Origin of the sequence: Peribacillus sp. FSL E2-0159, from assembly GCF_038643155.1 — a bacterium.
GTDB lineage: Bacteria > Bacillota > Bacilli > Bacillales > DSM-1321 > Peribacillus > Peribacillus simplex.
Genome location: NZ_CP152053.1, coordinates 4,298,196 through 4,311,777, shown reverse-complemented (window position 1 = coordinate 4,311,777; position 13,582 = coordinate 4,298,196). Strand labels below are relative to the sequence as shown.

15 protein-coding genes and 1 riboswitch are annotated in these 13,582 nt (G+C 42.4%); of the genes, 12 read left to right on the top strand and 3 right to left on the bottom strand.

What is annotated here, in order from left to right:
- Positions 1-153: 153 nt before the first annotated feature.
- Both NYE63_RS21040 and rarD read left to right on the top strand, forming a co-directional pair.
- The gene (locus tag NYE63_RS21040) at positions 154-1,755 is read left to right on the top strand and encodes an amidohydrolase (protein ID WP_342602558.1); all 1,602 of its coding nucleotides are present in this window, start codon (positions 154-156) and stop codon (positions 1,753-1,755) included.
- An 80-nt stretch (positions 1,756-1,835) separates the two neighbouring features.
- Positions 1,836-2,765: an EamA family transporter RarD gene (gene rarD, locus NYE63_RS21035; RefSeq protein WP_207436851.1), complete on the top strand. Its 930-nt coding sequence runs from the start codon at positions 1,836-1,838 to the stop codon at positions 2,763-2,765.
- 92 nt (positions 2,766-2,857) lie between these two features.
- Here the strand turns inward: rarD and NYE63_RS21030 are convergent, their stop codons facing one another.
- Entirely contained in the window at positions 2,858-3,685 is an 828-nt protein-coding gene (locus NYE63_RS21030) for a protein-glutamine gamma-glutamyltransferase (protein ID WP_342602557.1), read from the bottom strand.
- Between the two features lie 301 nt (positions 3,686-3,986).
- Positions 3,987-4,096: riboswitch (TPP riboswitch) on the top strand.
- A gap of 134 nt (positions 4,097-4,230) precedes the next feature.
- Here NYE63_RS21030 and NYE63_RS21025 point away from each other — a divergent pair.
- The 5 genes from NYE63_RS21025 to NYE63_RS21005 are packed head-to-tail and all read left to right on the top strand — an operon-like array spanning position 4,231 to position 7,822.
- Positions 4,231-5,235 (top strand): ABC transporter substrate-binding protein, encoded by a 1,005-nt coding sequence (locus NYE63_RS21025; protein WP_342602556.1) that lies wholly within the window; start codon positions 4,231-4,233, stop codon positions 5,233-5,235.
- 11 nt (positions 5,236-5,246) lie between these two features.
- Positions 5,247-5,531 carry a thiamine-binding protein gene (locus NYE63_RS21020; RefSeq protein WP_034309193.1) on the top strand — a complete coding sequence of 95 codons (285 nt, stop codon included), beginning with the start codon at positions 5,247-5,249 and terminating at the stop codon, positions 5,529-5,531.
- Positions 5,528-6,310 carry an ABC transporter permease gene (locus NYE63_RS21015; protein ID WP_342602555.1) on the top strand — a complete coding sequence of 261 codons (783 nt, stop codon included), beginning with the start codon at positions 5,528-5,530 and terminating at the stop codon, positions 6,308-6,310. Before NYE63_RS21020 ends, NYE63_RS21015 begins: the two co-directional genes overlap by 4 nt.
- Positions 6,294-7,037 (top strand): ABC transporter ATP-binding protein, encoded by a 744-nt coding sequence (locus NYE63_RS21010; protein ID WP_342602554.1) that lies wholly within the window; start codon positions 6,294-6,296, stop codon positions 7,035-7,037. Before NYE63_RS21015 ends, NYE63_RS21010 begins: the two co-directional genes overlap by 17 nt.
- 14 nt (positions 7,038-7,051) lie before the next feature.
- On the top strand, positions 7,052-7,822 hold the full coding sequence (locus NYE63_RS21005; protein WP_342602553.1) for a TatD family hydrolase: 771 nt from the start codon (positions 7,052-7,054) through the stop codon (positions 7,820-7,822).
- Positions 7,823-7,857: 35 nt separating this feature from the next.
- Here NYE63_RS21005 and NYE63_RS21000 read toward each other — a convergent pair whose 3' ends face one another.
- Positions 7,858-8,658: an NAD kinase gene (locus NYE63_RS21000; RefSeq protein ID WP_342602552.1), complete on the bottom strand. Its 801-nt coding sequence runs from the start codon at positions 8,656-8,658 to the stop codon at positions 7,858-7,860.
- Positions 8,659-9,397: 739 nt separating this feature from the next.
- Between NYE63_RS21000 and sppA the strand changes: the two genes are divergently transcribed.
- From sppA to tpx, 5 genes are all read left to right on the top strand, one after another.
- Entirely contained in the window at positions 9,398-10,399 is a 1,002-nt protein-coding gene (sppA, locus tag NYE63_RS20995; protein ID WP_342602551.1) for a signal peptide peptidase SppA, read from the top strand.
- Positions 10,400-10,410: 11 nt separating this feature from the next.
- On the top strand, positions 10,411-10,953 hold the full coding sequence (locus NYE63_RS20990; protein WP_342602550.1) for an RDD family protein: 543 nt from the start codon (positions 10,411-10,413) through the stop codon (positions 10,951-10,953).
- A gap of 99 nt (positions 10,954-11,052) precedes the next feature.
- Positions 11,053-11,745, top strand: a complete 693-nt coding sequence (locus tag NYE63_RS20985; RefSeq protein ID WP_342602549.1) for a DUF2953 domain-containing protein — start codon at positions 11,053-11,055, stop codon at positions 11,743-11,745.
- 15 nt (positions 11,746-11,760) lie between these two features.
- Complete coding sequence (gene ytfJ, locus NYE63_RS20980; RefSeq protein ID WP_342602548.1) at positions 11,761-12,261, top strand: GerW family sporulation protein; 501 nt, start codon at positions 11,761-11,763, stop codon at positions 12,259-12,261.
- A 176-nt stretch (positions 12,262-12,437) separates the two neighbouring features.
- Positions 12,438-12,938, top strand: a complete 501-nt coding sequence (tpx, locus tag NYE63_RS20975) for a thiol peroxidase (protein WP_034309176.1) — start codon at positions 12,438-12,440, stop codon at positions 12,936-12,938.
- Positions 12,939-13,099: 161 nt separating this feature from the next.
- Here the strand turns inward: tpx and NYE63_RS20970 are convergent, their stop codons facing one another.
- Positions 13,100-13,456, bottom strand: a complete 357-nt coding sequence (locus NYE63_RS20970; protein ID WP_342602547.1) for a hypothetical protein — start codon at positions 13,454-13,456, stop codon at positions 13,100-13,102.
- Positions 13,457-13,582: the final 126 nt, after the last annotated feature.

The window sequence follows — 13,582 nt, the reverse complement described above, 5'->3', positions numbered from 1 at the left end:
TTGAAAGCATTACCGTCAGCCCACCCGGCTGGCGTTTTTTTATATAACAGAGGTTTGGATAAAAGCATAAATATGGGAATTCGTGATATGAGATGGTACACTTACTGCATATCTGCACAGTAACAATCATTTAATAAGGAGTGTAAAGCCAGAATGGGAACGTTATGGTTCAATGGGTCGATTTATACGATGGTTAAAGAAAACGATCAAGTGGAGGCAGTCTTCACTGAAAAGGGGGTAATTGTTGATACCGGCAGCATGGACTATTTGAAAAACGAATATGCTGGCAATATTTCCAGGGAAATCGACTTAAAAGGACAAACGATGCTGCCAGGGTTAGTGGATAGTCACCTTCATTTGGTCGGGCATGGTGAAAGGCTGCTTCGTTTAGATCTCTCTTTGATGGATAGCAGGGAGTCCATCATGAAATCCTTGAAGGATAAATGCTCAAAGACCCCGGCTGGTAAATGGATTGTTGCCGAAGGGTGGAATGAAAACGAATGGCCGAGTCCTGAATTGATATTACGGGATGAGCTTGACGCGATATCGACAGAACATCCCATCGTATTGAAAAGGATCTGCCGTCATGCCTTGGTGGTCAATTCCCGTGCCCTTTTGGAAGCGGATATTAAAGAAGATATTAAAGAACCTTCAGGCGGGGTGATCTGTCGTTATCCTGACGGACGTTTAAATGGTTTATTTAAAGAAAGTCAGGCGCAGAACCTTATTTTAGACAGTCTTCCCGGCATTGATCAGGAGTATATCGAAAACGCGCTCACAGAGGCCATAGAAGACGCATATAAGCTAGGTTTGACTGGCGGACATACTGAGGACCTCCATTATTACAATGGCTTCATGCCGACTTATCAGGCGTTTAAATCGGTGATTGAGGACCGGGGAATGGCCTTTCGTGCCAATTTGCTCGTCCATCACGAAGCGTTTGAAGAAATGCTGGCAGCAGGCGGCGGCTATCAGAAAGGTACGCGATATATCAAATTCGACAGCATGAAGATATTTACCGATGGCTCCTTAGGCGGGCGCACAGCCCTGTTGAGCGAGCCTTATGTAGATCAAAAGAATACGAATGGAGTCGCGATATTCACTGAAAACGAGCTTCGGGAATGGGTGAAAAAAGCAAGGGATGCCGGAATGCCGATTGCTGTCCATGCGATTGGCGATCTCGCTTTTGAATACGTCATGAACGCAATTGAAGCCCTCCCCCCGAAAAAGGGACAGAGGGACCGGCTCATCCATGCGCAGATTGTCCGGCCGGAGCTGTTGAAGCGGGCGGCAAAGCTGCCGGTTATCTTTGATATCCAACCGGGTTTCGTCCCTTCCGATTTTCCGTGGGTGGAAGAAAAGGTTCCAGCCGGTCTATTGGAATCCTCTTATGCCTGGAAAACCTATTTGAATTTGGGCATCATTTGTGCGGGTGGGTCTGATGCCCCCATTGAGCCATTGAATCCAATTTTGGGCATTCATGCAGCTGTCACAAGGATGAAAATCAACAGTGAGGACAGTACCGTATATGGCTTGGGTGAAAGGCTTTCCGTTTACGAGGCCTTCGCACTGTATACAAAAGGGAGTGCTGCAGCAATCGGCCACGAAAAACGTCGCGGTGTGATCATTAAAGGGTTCGATGCCGATTTTACCGTGTTTAATCTGGATGTCTTTGCTGCTGCGCCGGATGATCTCCTAAAAGCCGAGGCTGTCATGACGGTCATCGATGATAAAATCATGTATGATAAAAAATAACAGTTGCAAAAAAAGAAATGGACATACAAGATTGTTAGATGGAATCAGATAAAGGAATGTAAATGGAAAGAAGGCAGGTTATGAAAGTCGATGAACAAAAAGAAGGGGCGATCTATGCAGCCCTTTCTTACATGATGTGGGGAGTCGTGCCGATTTACTGGAAGTTCCTTCAGGGAGTCGGTGCAACGGAAATTTTAGCTCAGAGGGTATTATGGTCTTTCGTGTTCATGCTGGTTTTATTGATGTTCATGAAAAAGTGGCAAGCGTTTCTTGATTATGTCAAAAACATAATGGGAAACCCCAAACTCTTTGCGGCATTACTGACGGCTTCACTGCTTGTTACAGCTAATTGGGGAGTGTTCATCTGGGCCGTTAACTCTGGACGGATCCTAGACACGAGCCTTGGATATTATATCAATCCGCTAGTCAGTGTACTATTGGGAGTGATAGTCTTAAAAGAAAAATTGAGCGGGGCGCAAATCATTTCATTCCTGCTTGCAGGAATCGGAGTCTTGATCCTTGGCATTCATTTCGGCACGATCCCGTGGATCTCACTTGTTTTGGCCATGACCTTTGGATTATACGGTCTGGCAAAAAAAATGATCAAGGCCGAGTCGGCGATCGGGCTGACGCTCGAAACGATGATGGTAACGCCTTTGGCGCTGGGTTACCTGATATACTTGATGAACCGATCGGAAATGCAGTTCTTTACAGCGGGAAGCACTAGCTTGCTGTTGGTGGGCGGCGGGATTGTCACGGCGTTGCCTCTTTTATATTTTGCAAAAGGGGCGGAGAAGATCCCGTTATCGATGCTTGGCATTTTTCAGTATATCGCTCCGACCTTATCTTTATTGATCGGGGTATTCGTCTATCATGAAAGTTTTACCAAAGCACATCTTTTAGCCTTTTTGTTCATATGGTCAGCCTTGGCAGTCTATACACTATCCATAACGAAATGGGGTCAGGCAAGTGCCCGCAGGTTCAAAGGCAAAGGGAATATTGGTGCATGAATAAGAAAAAAATGCTTGGGAGGGCTCTCCCAAGCATTTTTTTATGCCAGTATTTAATAAAACGGTTTTACGGCATAGGGGGAATGCCGGGGTCATGTAAGGTAAATCTTCGGACCTATTTCAGAAACAATACAATTGGAAAGGCTGACAGGACTGTGATCGGGCTTTGCACGGGGGATATTTAGTTGGAATTGGCTATAGAAGGAACTATCCAGGAAAATGATATGATCTGTCAGGAAGGCCGATATGGAGGGGTTTGGCCTTCTATTGCTATTTAATTCATCGATGATTCCCTGTGCACTGGTAATCCCGATCCCATGGCCATAATAGAGGTTTCTTCCTAATAATATGGCATTTTCACCTTGCCACTCAGGAGTTGCCTCGTCGTGATCAGGGTTTTTGAAGTAAACGCAATCACCTGGTAAATAATCCCTTCCTTGATGAATGATGAGAGCCATATTTTGTGGAGGGTGCCAGTCATATAAAACTAGGTTTGAAAAAAGGTCGTCGAAATTCCTCGGGCCGATTAAATCCAAAATGGCCTTTAAAAAAGTGACGACTATCGCTGTCCCGCATTCGAAAGCATAAAGCCTTCCATTTATGAAAATGTCAACGAGTGCAGCATGAGGGAGAATCCCTGGCTGAAGGGTAAAGGTGCCATCCTTTGAAAGGCGCCAATATTGTTTATTGCTTTCCGATTCCTCGAGTGTGGAAAACTCTGGTTCACTTTTATCCAACGCAATAGCTGCCGCAATGACTCGGTTCCTCAGTTGTATCTCGAAATTAAACTCTCCAAAATTCCGGTATTCAAGAACGTTAGAATCTTCCGCCAGCAATTGGACAATTTCAAGCGATTTAGCAGATGTTATTCCTGGCTGGATTTGACTGACATCTAACCATTTGTGATTAATCTTTATCATGATCATATCCACCTTTTACTTATGAAATTAAGGGTTTATAAAACCAGTAAACAAAAATGTCTACAGGTAATGCTCATTATATGAATGCCAGCAAGGAAATGACTATTTGGAACTTGTCTGCCACCGTTGCAGTCAAGAAAGATTGGAATGAAAAGCTGCAGAATTTTTTTCTTTCATTCCAAAAGATGTTTTGCTAGATATCCTAAAGTGCAAGGAATACCTTTCCAATTAGTGAGAAGAGCAAATTAGTATTCCTTTTTCCCCATGAATTGATATAATGAGAGAGAAAAGTTCATATGTGCGAGAAATGTAGGGGGGCCAGTACTGCTGGCTGAGATTGCATCCTTTAGATGCTGACTCTTTGAACCTGATCTGGATGATGCCAGCGGAGGGAACATATTATTACTGACTTTCTGTTTTATATGTTAACGTCCGAATTCATCTTCGGGCGTTTTTTGCTTTTTCATCCAGTATTTGAATAGACCCTGGAGCCCCATTATGGTTCCGTCATATGGATCTTATATGATGTGTAGGAGGATAATAACTTGAATAAATTCTTACCACTGTTAACTTCGTTGTTCCTTTTGGCTGGATGCGGTGCAGGCGGAACTAATGAAAAAGAAGAAGTATCTAAAAATGAAGGAAATGAAGAATTAAAAAAGGTATCGGTCGTGCTTGATTGGACACCGAATACAAACCATACAGGATTGTATGTAGCCAAGGAAAAAGGTTATTTTAAAGAACAAGGTCTTGATGTGGAAATTATCATGCCAGGTGAAGCTGGAGCTGATAAGCTTGTCGCTTCAGGGAAATCTGAATTTGGCGTGAGTTACCAGGAGGGCATTACGCAGGCCCGCGTGCAAGGCGTACCGATTGTTTCGGTAGCTGCCGTCATCCAGCATAATACCTCTGGATTCGCTTCCCCTGAAGCGAAGAACATTAAGACTCCGAAGGATTTTGAAGGGAAAACGTATGGTGGCTGGGGGTCTCCAGTTGAAAAGGCCATTATAGATTCACTCATGAAAAAAGAGAATGCGGATGTAAATAAAGTGGACATAGTCAATACAGGAGACACGGACTTTTTCACTTCGGTTAAAAGGGATATAGATTTTGCCTGGATTTATTATGGATGGACAGGCATTGAGGCTGAGCTGCGAAATGAAAAGCTTAATATGGTTTACTTAACCGAATACTCTGATAAGCTTGATTACTATACGCCTGTTTTGACAACAAATGAAAAGATGATAAAAGAGGATCCCGAGACGGTTAAAGCATTCGTTCATGCAGCATCGAAAGGGTACCAGTTTGCGATTAAGAATCCTGATGATGCAGCAGACATCTTAGTTAAGTCTGCACCGGATCTTGATGCAAAACTAGTGAAGAAAAGCCAGGAGTGGCTTGCAGCCAAGTATCAGGATGATGCTCCGCGATGGGGTGAACAAAAGCTTGAAATCTGGAAGAATTACAGTGATTGGATGACAGAAAATAAGCTTCTTGAAGGTGATTTCGATCCTGAAAAGGCATTTACCAATGAATTTTTACCAAAATAGGAGGAAATACAATGGCCAATTCATTAATTAGCATACAAATTATTCCTAAAGGGGAAAATGTCATCCCTATGGTGGATGAAGCAATCAAGATCATTGAAGAATCAGGTGTCAAGTATGAGGTTCACCCGCTTGAAACGACAATGGAGGGTGAGCTTTCCGAACTTTTTGCCGTGATAGAAAAAATGAATGTAAGAATGATTGAGATTGGATCACCGAATGTCATTTCCCAAGTGAAAATATTATATCAGCCAAGCGGGATTACGATGGATACGTTAACGGAGAAATATCGGGCATGATCGGAAGGGGAATTTGGAAGAAGGGGGCTCCCTTCTTTCTTTTATTATTGTTGCTGATAGTATGGGAGTCAGTGACAGTCTTATTGAAAGTTGAAGAATGGCTGCTTCCCGCTCCATCGGCCATTTTCATGGAAGGAATTGAGTCGTCCCGCAATCTTTACGGACACCTAATATCCACAACCGAGCTTGCGTTGTCGGGTTTTTTTATTGGAAGCTGCATCGGCTTATTAATAGCGGCAATGTTACACCTATTTCCAGGTGTGAAGGACGCGGTTTATCCTCTGCTCATACTATCACAAAATATACCTATCATAGTTTTGGCGCCGCTGTTGGTGATCTGGTTTGGGTTTGGCATGCTGCCTAAGTTAATAGTGATTTCGCTTGTATGTTTTTTTCCGGTTGCGGTTGCATCATTGGACGGTTTTCGCCAGACACCATATGAACTTAAGCATTATTTCAAGATGATGGGAGCGGGAAAAAACCAGTTATTTTGGAAGCTGGAACTTCCTCACTCGATCCCGTTCATTTTCTCCGGCCTGAAAATTTCGGCCACCTATAGTGTAATGGGTGCGGTTATTTCGGAATGGCTTGGGGCAAAATCGGGGATTGGTGTTTATATGACTCTCGCTTCCTCTGCGTTCAGGACAGATCGGGTGTTTGTTGCCATTTTCATCATTATGGGAATGAGTCTGATCTTTTTTGGAATCATCACCTTCCTGGAGAAATACTTAATTTCTTGGAAGAGAAAGGAGGGCGAAAAGGATGAAACTGGAAATTAATGACGTCTCCTATTCTTTCGATGGTAAACAGAATATATTAGAGAATATGAATTTCCATGTGGATGATGGGGAATTTGTCACAATCCTTGGGCCATCGGGCAGCGGTAAAAGTACATTGTTCCACTTGATCGGCGGTATTTTGAAGCCGGATCATGGCATCATTTCACTGGATGGTAAAAAGATAAATGGCTTAAAGGGCCATATCAGCTATATGCCTCAGCAGCCTTCCCTTTTACCTTGGAGAACGGTATTGGAAAATGTTTTGCTTGGAAGTGAACTTGCTGGGATAAGAGATAAAGAAAAGGCAAAAGCCCTTTTGATGAAAGCTGGACTGGAAGAGTACGAGAAAGCATATCCGCATGAATTATCTGGAGGCATGAAGCAAAGGGCCGCATTCATTCGGAGTATCTTAAGTCCACAGGACTTGATGTGCCTGGACGAACCCTTTTCTGCCTTGGATGAACTGACAAGATTGCAAATGCAAAAATGGCTGTTGTCGGTTTGGGAAGAAAATCGGAGGTCGGTGCTTTTTGTTACTCATAGCATAGATGAAGCGGTTTTCCTATCAGATAGAATTTATGTGTTATCAGTAAAACCGGCTGCTGTCATCAAAGAAGTGGAGGTTCCATTTCCACGGCCAAGAAGAGAAGAACAGCTTCTTAGTGATGAATTTTTTCATATGAAGAGAGAATTATATGCAGCACTAAAGCCAACTGTTTCTACTTAAGGGAGGCGATAAACTTGAGAATCATCGACAGTCATATCCATTTGGATCGGTATGATGTTGTTAAGCGGAAGCAGATTCTGACAGACATGGAAAAGGTTCATTTGGAATCCTTGCTGACTGTTTCCATGAATTTGGCTTCTTCGATTAACAATTATCAGCTTTCACTCAAAGATGCACGAATTAAACCTGCCTTTGGCTTTCATCCAGAGCAGCCCCTCCCAAGTGATGGAGAAGTGAACGAATTATTGAACTGGATGCGGGAGCATCGGCAAGATATGGTTGCCATAGGTGAGGTTGGGCTGCCCTATTACTTAAGGCAGGAAAATCCCGATATTGATAACTCAGCGTATATATTGATACTGGAGAAGTTCCTGGCCTTAGCTAAAGAGGTTGAAAAGCCGGTTATCCTTCATGCCGTTCATGACGATGCACCTATCGTTTGCGACCTTTTGGATAAGCATCAAATCAAAAAGGCACACTTTCATTGGTTTAAAGGCGATATCCGGACAGTCGAAAGAATGGTCGAAAAGGGCTACAGCATTTCGATTACACCTGATGTTTGTTATGAAAGGGAAATACAGGAATTAGTTTCGGCATATCCACTTAAGTTGATGATGATTGAAACGGATGGCCCATGGCCGTTTGAAGGGGTTTTCGATGGGGAATGGACCCATCCCGGCATGATGCATGACAGTGTGCGTCAAATTGCTTCGATTAAAGGATTGCCGATTGAGGATGTCTATGAAATCCTTTATCGAAATACGAAAGATTTTTATCATATATAAAGGTACCGGTTATCATACCCGGTACCTTTAGTTCGTTATAGAAAGGTCCTTTTAACCTTTTCCCAAAAGGAATTGTCTTTTAGCTTAACGGTCTTGATGACTTTACCGCTTAACCGGACCTTTATCTTTTCGACATGGTCGATGCTTAAGGCTTCATTGTCCATTCCGATGATCGGATAGCTTGGTCCGTTTTGTTCAAGGTGGACGGTCAACGTCTTATCACCGCTTAGGATGAATGAGGAACCTAAGGTCCGATAGGTATTATTATTGATGGAAGCAAGCTCGCTCACTTGAAAGCAAGGGAGAAGGGGATCGACAACGGCCCCATTGACCGATTTATTATAGGCGGTGCTTCCTGTCGGAGTCGCAATGATGATTCCGTCCCCGCGAAAAGTTTCAAAATGGAGTTCATCAATGAAAATATCCATGATGAACGTTTTGGTGATGGAAGACCGGATACTGAGTTCATTAAGGGCATAAAAGGAGGGCTGATCGTCCAATTGGATATCGATGGTTGGATATTTACGCACCTCGATTTGCTCTCTTGTCATGGCATCGATCATTTTATCACTGTCTTCCAAGTGGAAATCGCAATACATATTCAAGTTACCTGTTATGGAAATGCCCGCATATAAACAGTCATCCCTGAACCCGGTTTTACGGGCTGCCTGCAGGAATGTGCCGTCATCACCGATGCTCACAATGATGTTTGCTTTTGTGAAATCCTGGATGACTTCATACGAATGTTGCTTCGCCAAGTCTGACAAGTATTCAACCTTGCTAAGCATCTCTGCATTCGGTGCATGGAAAAAATAAATATTCCTTCGAGTGTTCATCATGTTCCCCCCTAATATGTATGATGATGAAAGGGCTTTCTTTTCTTTCGATAAGGGAAAGCCGCCAGTACAAAATGCAGCTGCACATTTCGTACACTTTTATATGACATAGTTTATCATGGAATGAAGCATTTTTGTTATTCGTTTGTGGAAGCAGTATTAACTGGATAGCGAGCAGTTCCTTTTAGGAAGTGAAAAGCGAATGATGGTATAATTAATTCTCAATAAGGGCTCTTTCAATCCCTGCCATACAAAGGGTATATGACCAAATGGTGAATAGGGTTGGGATATATAAGAAAGTAGGTTATGTGTATGAAAGTACATATCATTGCCCCGTATGAAGCCTTTGATATCGCTGGGAAGAACATCGCTGATGAAAAAAGCATGCTTGCGGCCATTCAGTCAGCAATTGAATTAGCTCCAAAGCAATAAATATAGAAGCTGCCGGGATGAATCCCGGCAGCTTTTTAGTTTGGTTGATTTTCCGTTTAAGGCATTTACTTCTCCGGCTAAGAATAACTTGGGGAATAAAAATATTTATTTCCATGTATATCCTGATCGCTTATTTGTATAAATAGAGATGAAAGATAAATGGAAATTGTGCAAAATGCACCTATACATTTCCAATTAGAGGATTATTTGCTACAATTTTAAATGTCTTAGTTTATCATGGAATGAAACATTTTCGTCATTAGTTCGTATGGTAAGAAGGATACATATATCTTAAGGGGGAAAACAGATGAATGGAAAGCGTTGGGCGGCACTTGGAATCGCAGCCGTTTTATTTTTTGTCTCTATTGCTGTAGGGGCGGCTACGACTCTATTTACAGCGGATACGGAAAATATTATTGATGAATTATTTGCTTCCGAAAGTGCATTTTACGAGGAAGTCATAGAAGGTGATGATTATTCAAATGTTATTGCCGTATTTGATGTAGAGGGCACGATTCAAGATACAGGAGAAGCCTCATTACTTAGTTCAGCAACATATAATCACCGTGCCTTCATGGATAAGCTGAAGATGGCAGAGGAAAATGATGATATCAAAGGAATCATCCTTCGGGTGAATTCTCCAGGCGGCGGTGTCGTCGAAAGTGCAGAGATCTATGACAAGATCCTTGATATCAAGAAAGTGAAAAAACCTGTCTATGTTTCCATGGGGTCCATGGCGGCTTCCGGCGGATATTATATTTCTGCACCTGCCGATAAGATATACGCCAGCCCAGAAACGATGACGGGTTCGCTTGGTGTCATCATGCATGGGTATAATTACGAGAAGCTGGCCGAGAAGTATGGTGTTGAGTTCGAAACCATCAAAAGCGGACCACACAAAGATATTATGAGCCCGACCCGGGAAATGACTGGAGAAGAACGTGAAATACTGCAAAATATGATTAATAATTCTTATGATCAATTTGTAAAAGTCATTGCAGACGGACGCGGCATGACAGAGAAGGAAGTAAGGGAAATAGCCGATGGCCGCATTTATGATGGACGTCAGGCTAAAGAAAACCATCTTATCGATGATTTCGGCCATTTGGATGATGTAATTGCCGCGATGAAAACTGATATCGGTAAAGAGGATGCTCAAGTTATCCGTTATACAGATGAGGCAGGTTTCGGTTCATTATTCAGTATGGGTGCGCAAAAAATGTTGGGAAATGATGTGGAAACGGCAGTCTTGACAAAAATCCTTTCCTCTTCAAATTCTCCACGCTTAATGTATTTGTATGCGGAATAGGGGGGCTGAAGATGACGGAAAGAAATGAAAACAATGAACAAATCGCTTCATCCAATCTAATGGCAGATCAAGAGGTTCTCGTTCAGCAGCAGGAATTTACACCAGCCAAGAAGGCCGTGGATGATGACGAAGTCAAGAAAGTGCATTTTGCTGGTTTTTGGATGAGGTTTTGGGCATATTTAGCCGATCTATTGGTTATCGGAAGTTTGAACCGGATTTTGATTCATCCCATCTTCAAATTTTATGAAGGGACAGATGATCTCTGGTTTTCCGCAGAGGGCTTCTTAACAGGAGTCGTATTCTTCTTATACTTTGTTTTGATGACCAAATTCTTGAACCAAACCCTTGGCAAGATGATTTTTGGACTGAAAGTCGTTGCATTGAAGGATGAGAAAAAAAACATTTCATGGGGTACGATATTGTTCAGGGAGCTGATTGGCCGCTATATTTCAAAAGTCACTTGGATTGGCTATCTCTTGGCAGGCCTATTACCGAAGAAACAAGCTTTGCATGATGTCTTTGCAGACACGGGCGTTGTGTTGATCAGAAGATGATTTCTTCCATTCATAAATCTGTAAGAGCGGTATTTTCGCTTTTGCAGGTTTATTTTTTTTGCATATGCCGATAATGATAGGCTGAAGGGGTGTGGGTGCATGAAGTGGCTTTTGTTGATTGTGGGTATCCTCATTTTGGTGCTGCTAATTGTTATTTTCACTAAAGTAAGAGTGTCGATCGACTACAAACGTGTCCAAACGAATGACCTAATACATATTAAATTATCAGCTTGGTATGGGCTTTTTCACTATACATTCAAGGTTCCGGTCATCAAAATGGATGATGACTCGGCAGCTATAGTAGTAAAGGAAGAGAAAGAAATGACCGGAAAAACCGAAAAGGAAGAAAAGAAAAAATTCACAGCCGAAGATTTGCGTGACGGATTCGCAGACAGTCTGGAGATGCTTCAGCATATAATCGGATTTCATAGGATCGTCCGTCAATTCACAGGGAAAGTCCAAGTCAGAAAATTCACCTGGCATAGTATGGTCGGTACTAAAAACGCTGCACACACCGGTGTTTTAACTGGAGCATGCTGGGCACTTAAAGGTTCAATCATCGGTTTGCTGACAACCTATTTCAACTTCCGGATCATGCCCTCCTATTCCATTACACCAGACTTTCAGAGATGGCAGGCAAACACGTCGATTTCCTGCATATTACAATTTAGAATCGGGCAAGCTATGGTGACTGGAATAAAACTGCTTCGTTATTGGAAAGGCGGAAAGCCGCATTTCAAGTCCAGGAAACTAGCGAAGCTATCAGGTGATTCCAATAAACAATCGTTCTAGAGTGGAGGAATTTAAATGTCAGATCATCCGATCCAAGGTTTAATGAAAGAAGCTATGGAAAATCTGAAAGAAATGGTCGATGTGAATACGATCATCGGAGATCCGGTGGAAACTCCGGATGGAAGTGTCATTTTAACCGTATCCAAAGTTGGATTTGGTTTTGCAGCCGGTGGCAGCGAATTTGTTATGGACGGTAACCATCAAGGACAGCAAGGTGATTCCAAGCAGCCTTTTGGAGGCGGTAGCGGAGGTGGGGTTTCCATAACACCAATTGCCTTTTTGATTGTCGGTTCCCATGGGGTGAAAATGATTCATCTGGATGAAGGGACGCACCTTCTCGAAAAAATGATGGATTTAGCTCCACAAGTCGTCGATAAGATTCAGTCCATGCTATCCAAGAAAGGCAGTAATCAAAAGCAAGGCAGTAATCAAGGAAGTAATCAAGGAAGTAATCAAGGCGGCAGTCAGCCGGCTGTAAAGAGGTACCAAGAACCTAAACAGGATATAGATTTCTAACTGTGACTCGGCATCCGCCGAGTTTTCTTTTTGCTGCAGTCTGCATCAACATAAAAAGCTAGGATGTCAGACATGTGCAGGCACCATTCACATTTCCTAATTCAATTAATTGCAAAATTCCGGCAAAACAAATATTATTATGCTTGTACATATAGCAGAAAAGGGAGGAATTATTAATGGCTTCAGTTACATTTAAAAACAACCCGATCACTTTAGTGGGACAAGAACTAAAAGTTGGGGACAAAGCACCTGATTTTACAGTATTGGCTAATGACTTATCACCGGTTACATTAAGCGACTCCAAAGGTTCTGTCCGCATTATCAGCGTGGTTCCATCCGTGGATACAGGTGTATGTGATGCACAGACACGTAAATTCAATGAAGAAGCGGCAAAATTAGATAATGTGAAAGTACTGACGATCAGTAACGATCTTCCTTTCGCGCAAAAACGCTGGTGTGCTGCTAGTGGCTTGGACAATGTTCAAGTTCTTTCCGATCACCGTGACCTTTCATTCGGTGAAGCATATGGTGTCGTCATGCAGGAACTTCGTCTATTGGCTCGCTCTGTATTCGTAGTGAACAGCTCTGATGAAATCACATATGTAGAATATGTGAGTGAAGGTACCAACCATCCAAATTACGAAGGTGCAATCGAAGCGGCTAAAGCGGCAAAATAAGATGCGAACTCTAAGAAACCGGGCACAAAGTGCCCGGTTTTTTGTTTTAATTTTTTTTTGTTGATAAACACCTTGTCGTTGAAGTGGGCAGGGCATTCGTTTCTAATACACTGGTTTTTTATGATTTTTGACGAGTTTCAATTATTATATGCTGGATTTAGTTAAGGCTCCAAAGTCGGACCATTCAGTGGTAAAACAATCTTGCCAGACCACTCTTGACCATTAGGTGTACCAACTTTTATGTCAATTTCATTAGGCCACGACGGCATTTGTCTTTGATGGGGTCCTGGAAAAAACCCCGCTTGTTGCCCTGCTCGAAATCCTTCTCGATACCCTTGTCGATACCCTTGTCGAAATCCTTGTCGAAAACCTTGTTGAAACCCTTGTTGCTGCCTGTTAAATTCATCTGCTGACTGTGTACCATGTTGCTGCCTGTTAAGTTCTTCTGCTGACTGTATACCATGTTGCTGATTTATCGGATTAACCGGCCCATGATAGTATTGATATTCATTATCCATAAGATCACCACCTCATGTATGTTATTCTGTTTGGGCATTCATTGAGCCTTTCCAAATAAAAAAATACAGGGCAATAACCCTGTATTTTTTTTACCTTTTAATTACACATGGTTAAAAATTTTGAAA

Coding starts and splice junctions, on each gene's coding strand:
- NYE63_RS20985 (WP_342602549.1), top strand. CDS start 11,053: ATGAAGTGGCTTTTGTTGATTGTGGGTATCCTCATTTTGGTGCTGCTA.
- NYE63_RS21010 (WP_342602554.1), top strand. CDS start 6,294: ATGAAACTGGAAATTAATGACGTCTCCTATTCTTTCGATGGTAAACAG.
- NYE63_RS21040 (WP_342602558.1), top strand. CDS start 154: ATGGGAACGTTATGGTTCAATGGGTCGATTTATACGATGGTTAAAGAA.
- NYE63_RS20990 (WP_342602550.1), top strand. CDS start 10,411: ATGACGGAAAGAAATGAAAACAATGAACAAATCGCTTCATCCAATCTA.
- sppA (WP_342602551.1), top strand. CDS start 9,398: ATGAATGGAAAGCGTTGGGCGGCACTTGGAATCGCAGCCGTTTTATTT.
- NYE63_RS21000 (WP_342602552.1), bottom strand. CDS start 8,658: ATGAACACTCGAAGGAATATTTATTTTTTCCATGCACCGAATGCAGAG.
- rarD (WP_207436851.1), top strand. CDS start 1,836: ATGAAAGTCGATGAACAAAAAGAAGGGGCGATCTATGCAGCCCTTTCT.
- NYE63_RS20970 (WP_342602547.1), bottom strand. CDS start 13,456: ATGGATAATGAATATCAATACTATCATGGGCCGGTTAATCCGATAAAT.
- ytfJ (WP_342602548.1), top strand. CDS start 11,761: ATGTCAGATCATCCGATCCAAGGTTTAATGAAAGAAGCTATGGAAAAT.
- NYE63_RS21020 (WP_034309193.1), top strand. CDS start 5,247: ATGGCCAATTCATTAATTAGCATACAAATTATTCCTAAAGGGGAAAAT.
- NYE63_RS21015 (WP_342602555.1), top strand. CDS start 5,528: ATGATCGGAAGGGGAATTTGGAAGAAGGGGGCTCCCTTCTTTCTTTTA.
- tpx (WP_034309176.1), top strand. CDS start 12,438: ATGGCTTCAGTTACATTTAAAAACAACCCGATCACTTTAGTGGGACAA.
- NYE63_RS21030 (WP_342602557.1), bottom strand. CDS start 3,685: ATGATAAAGATTAATCACAAATGGTTAGATGTCAGTCAAATCCAGCCA.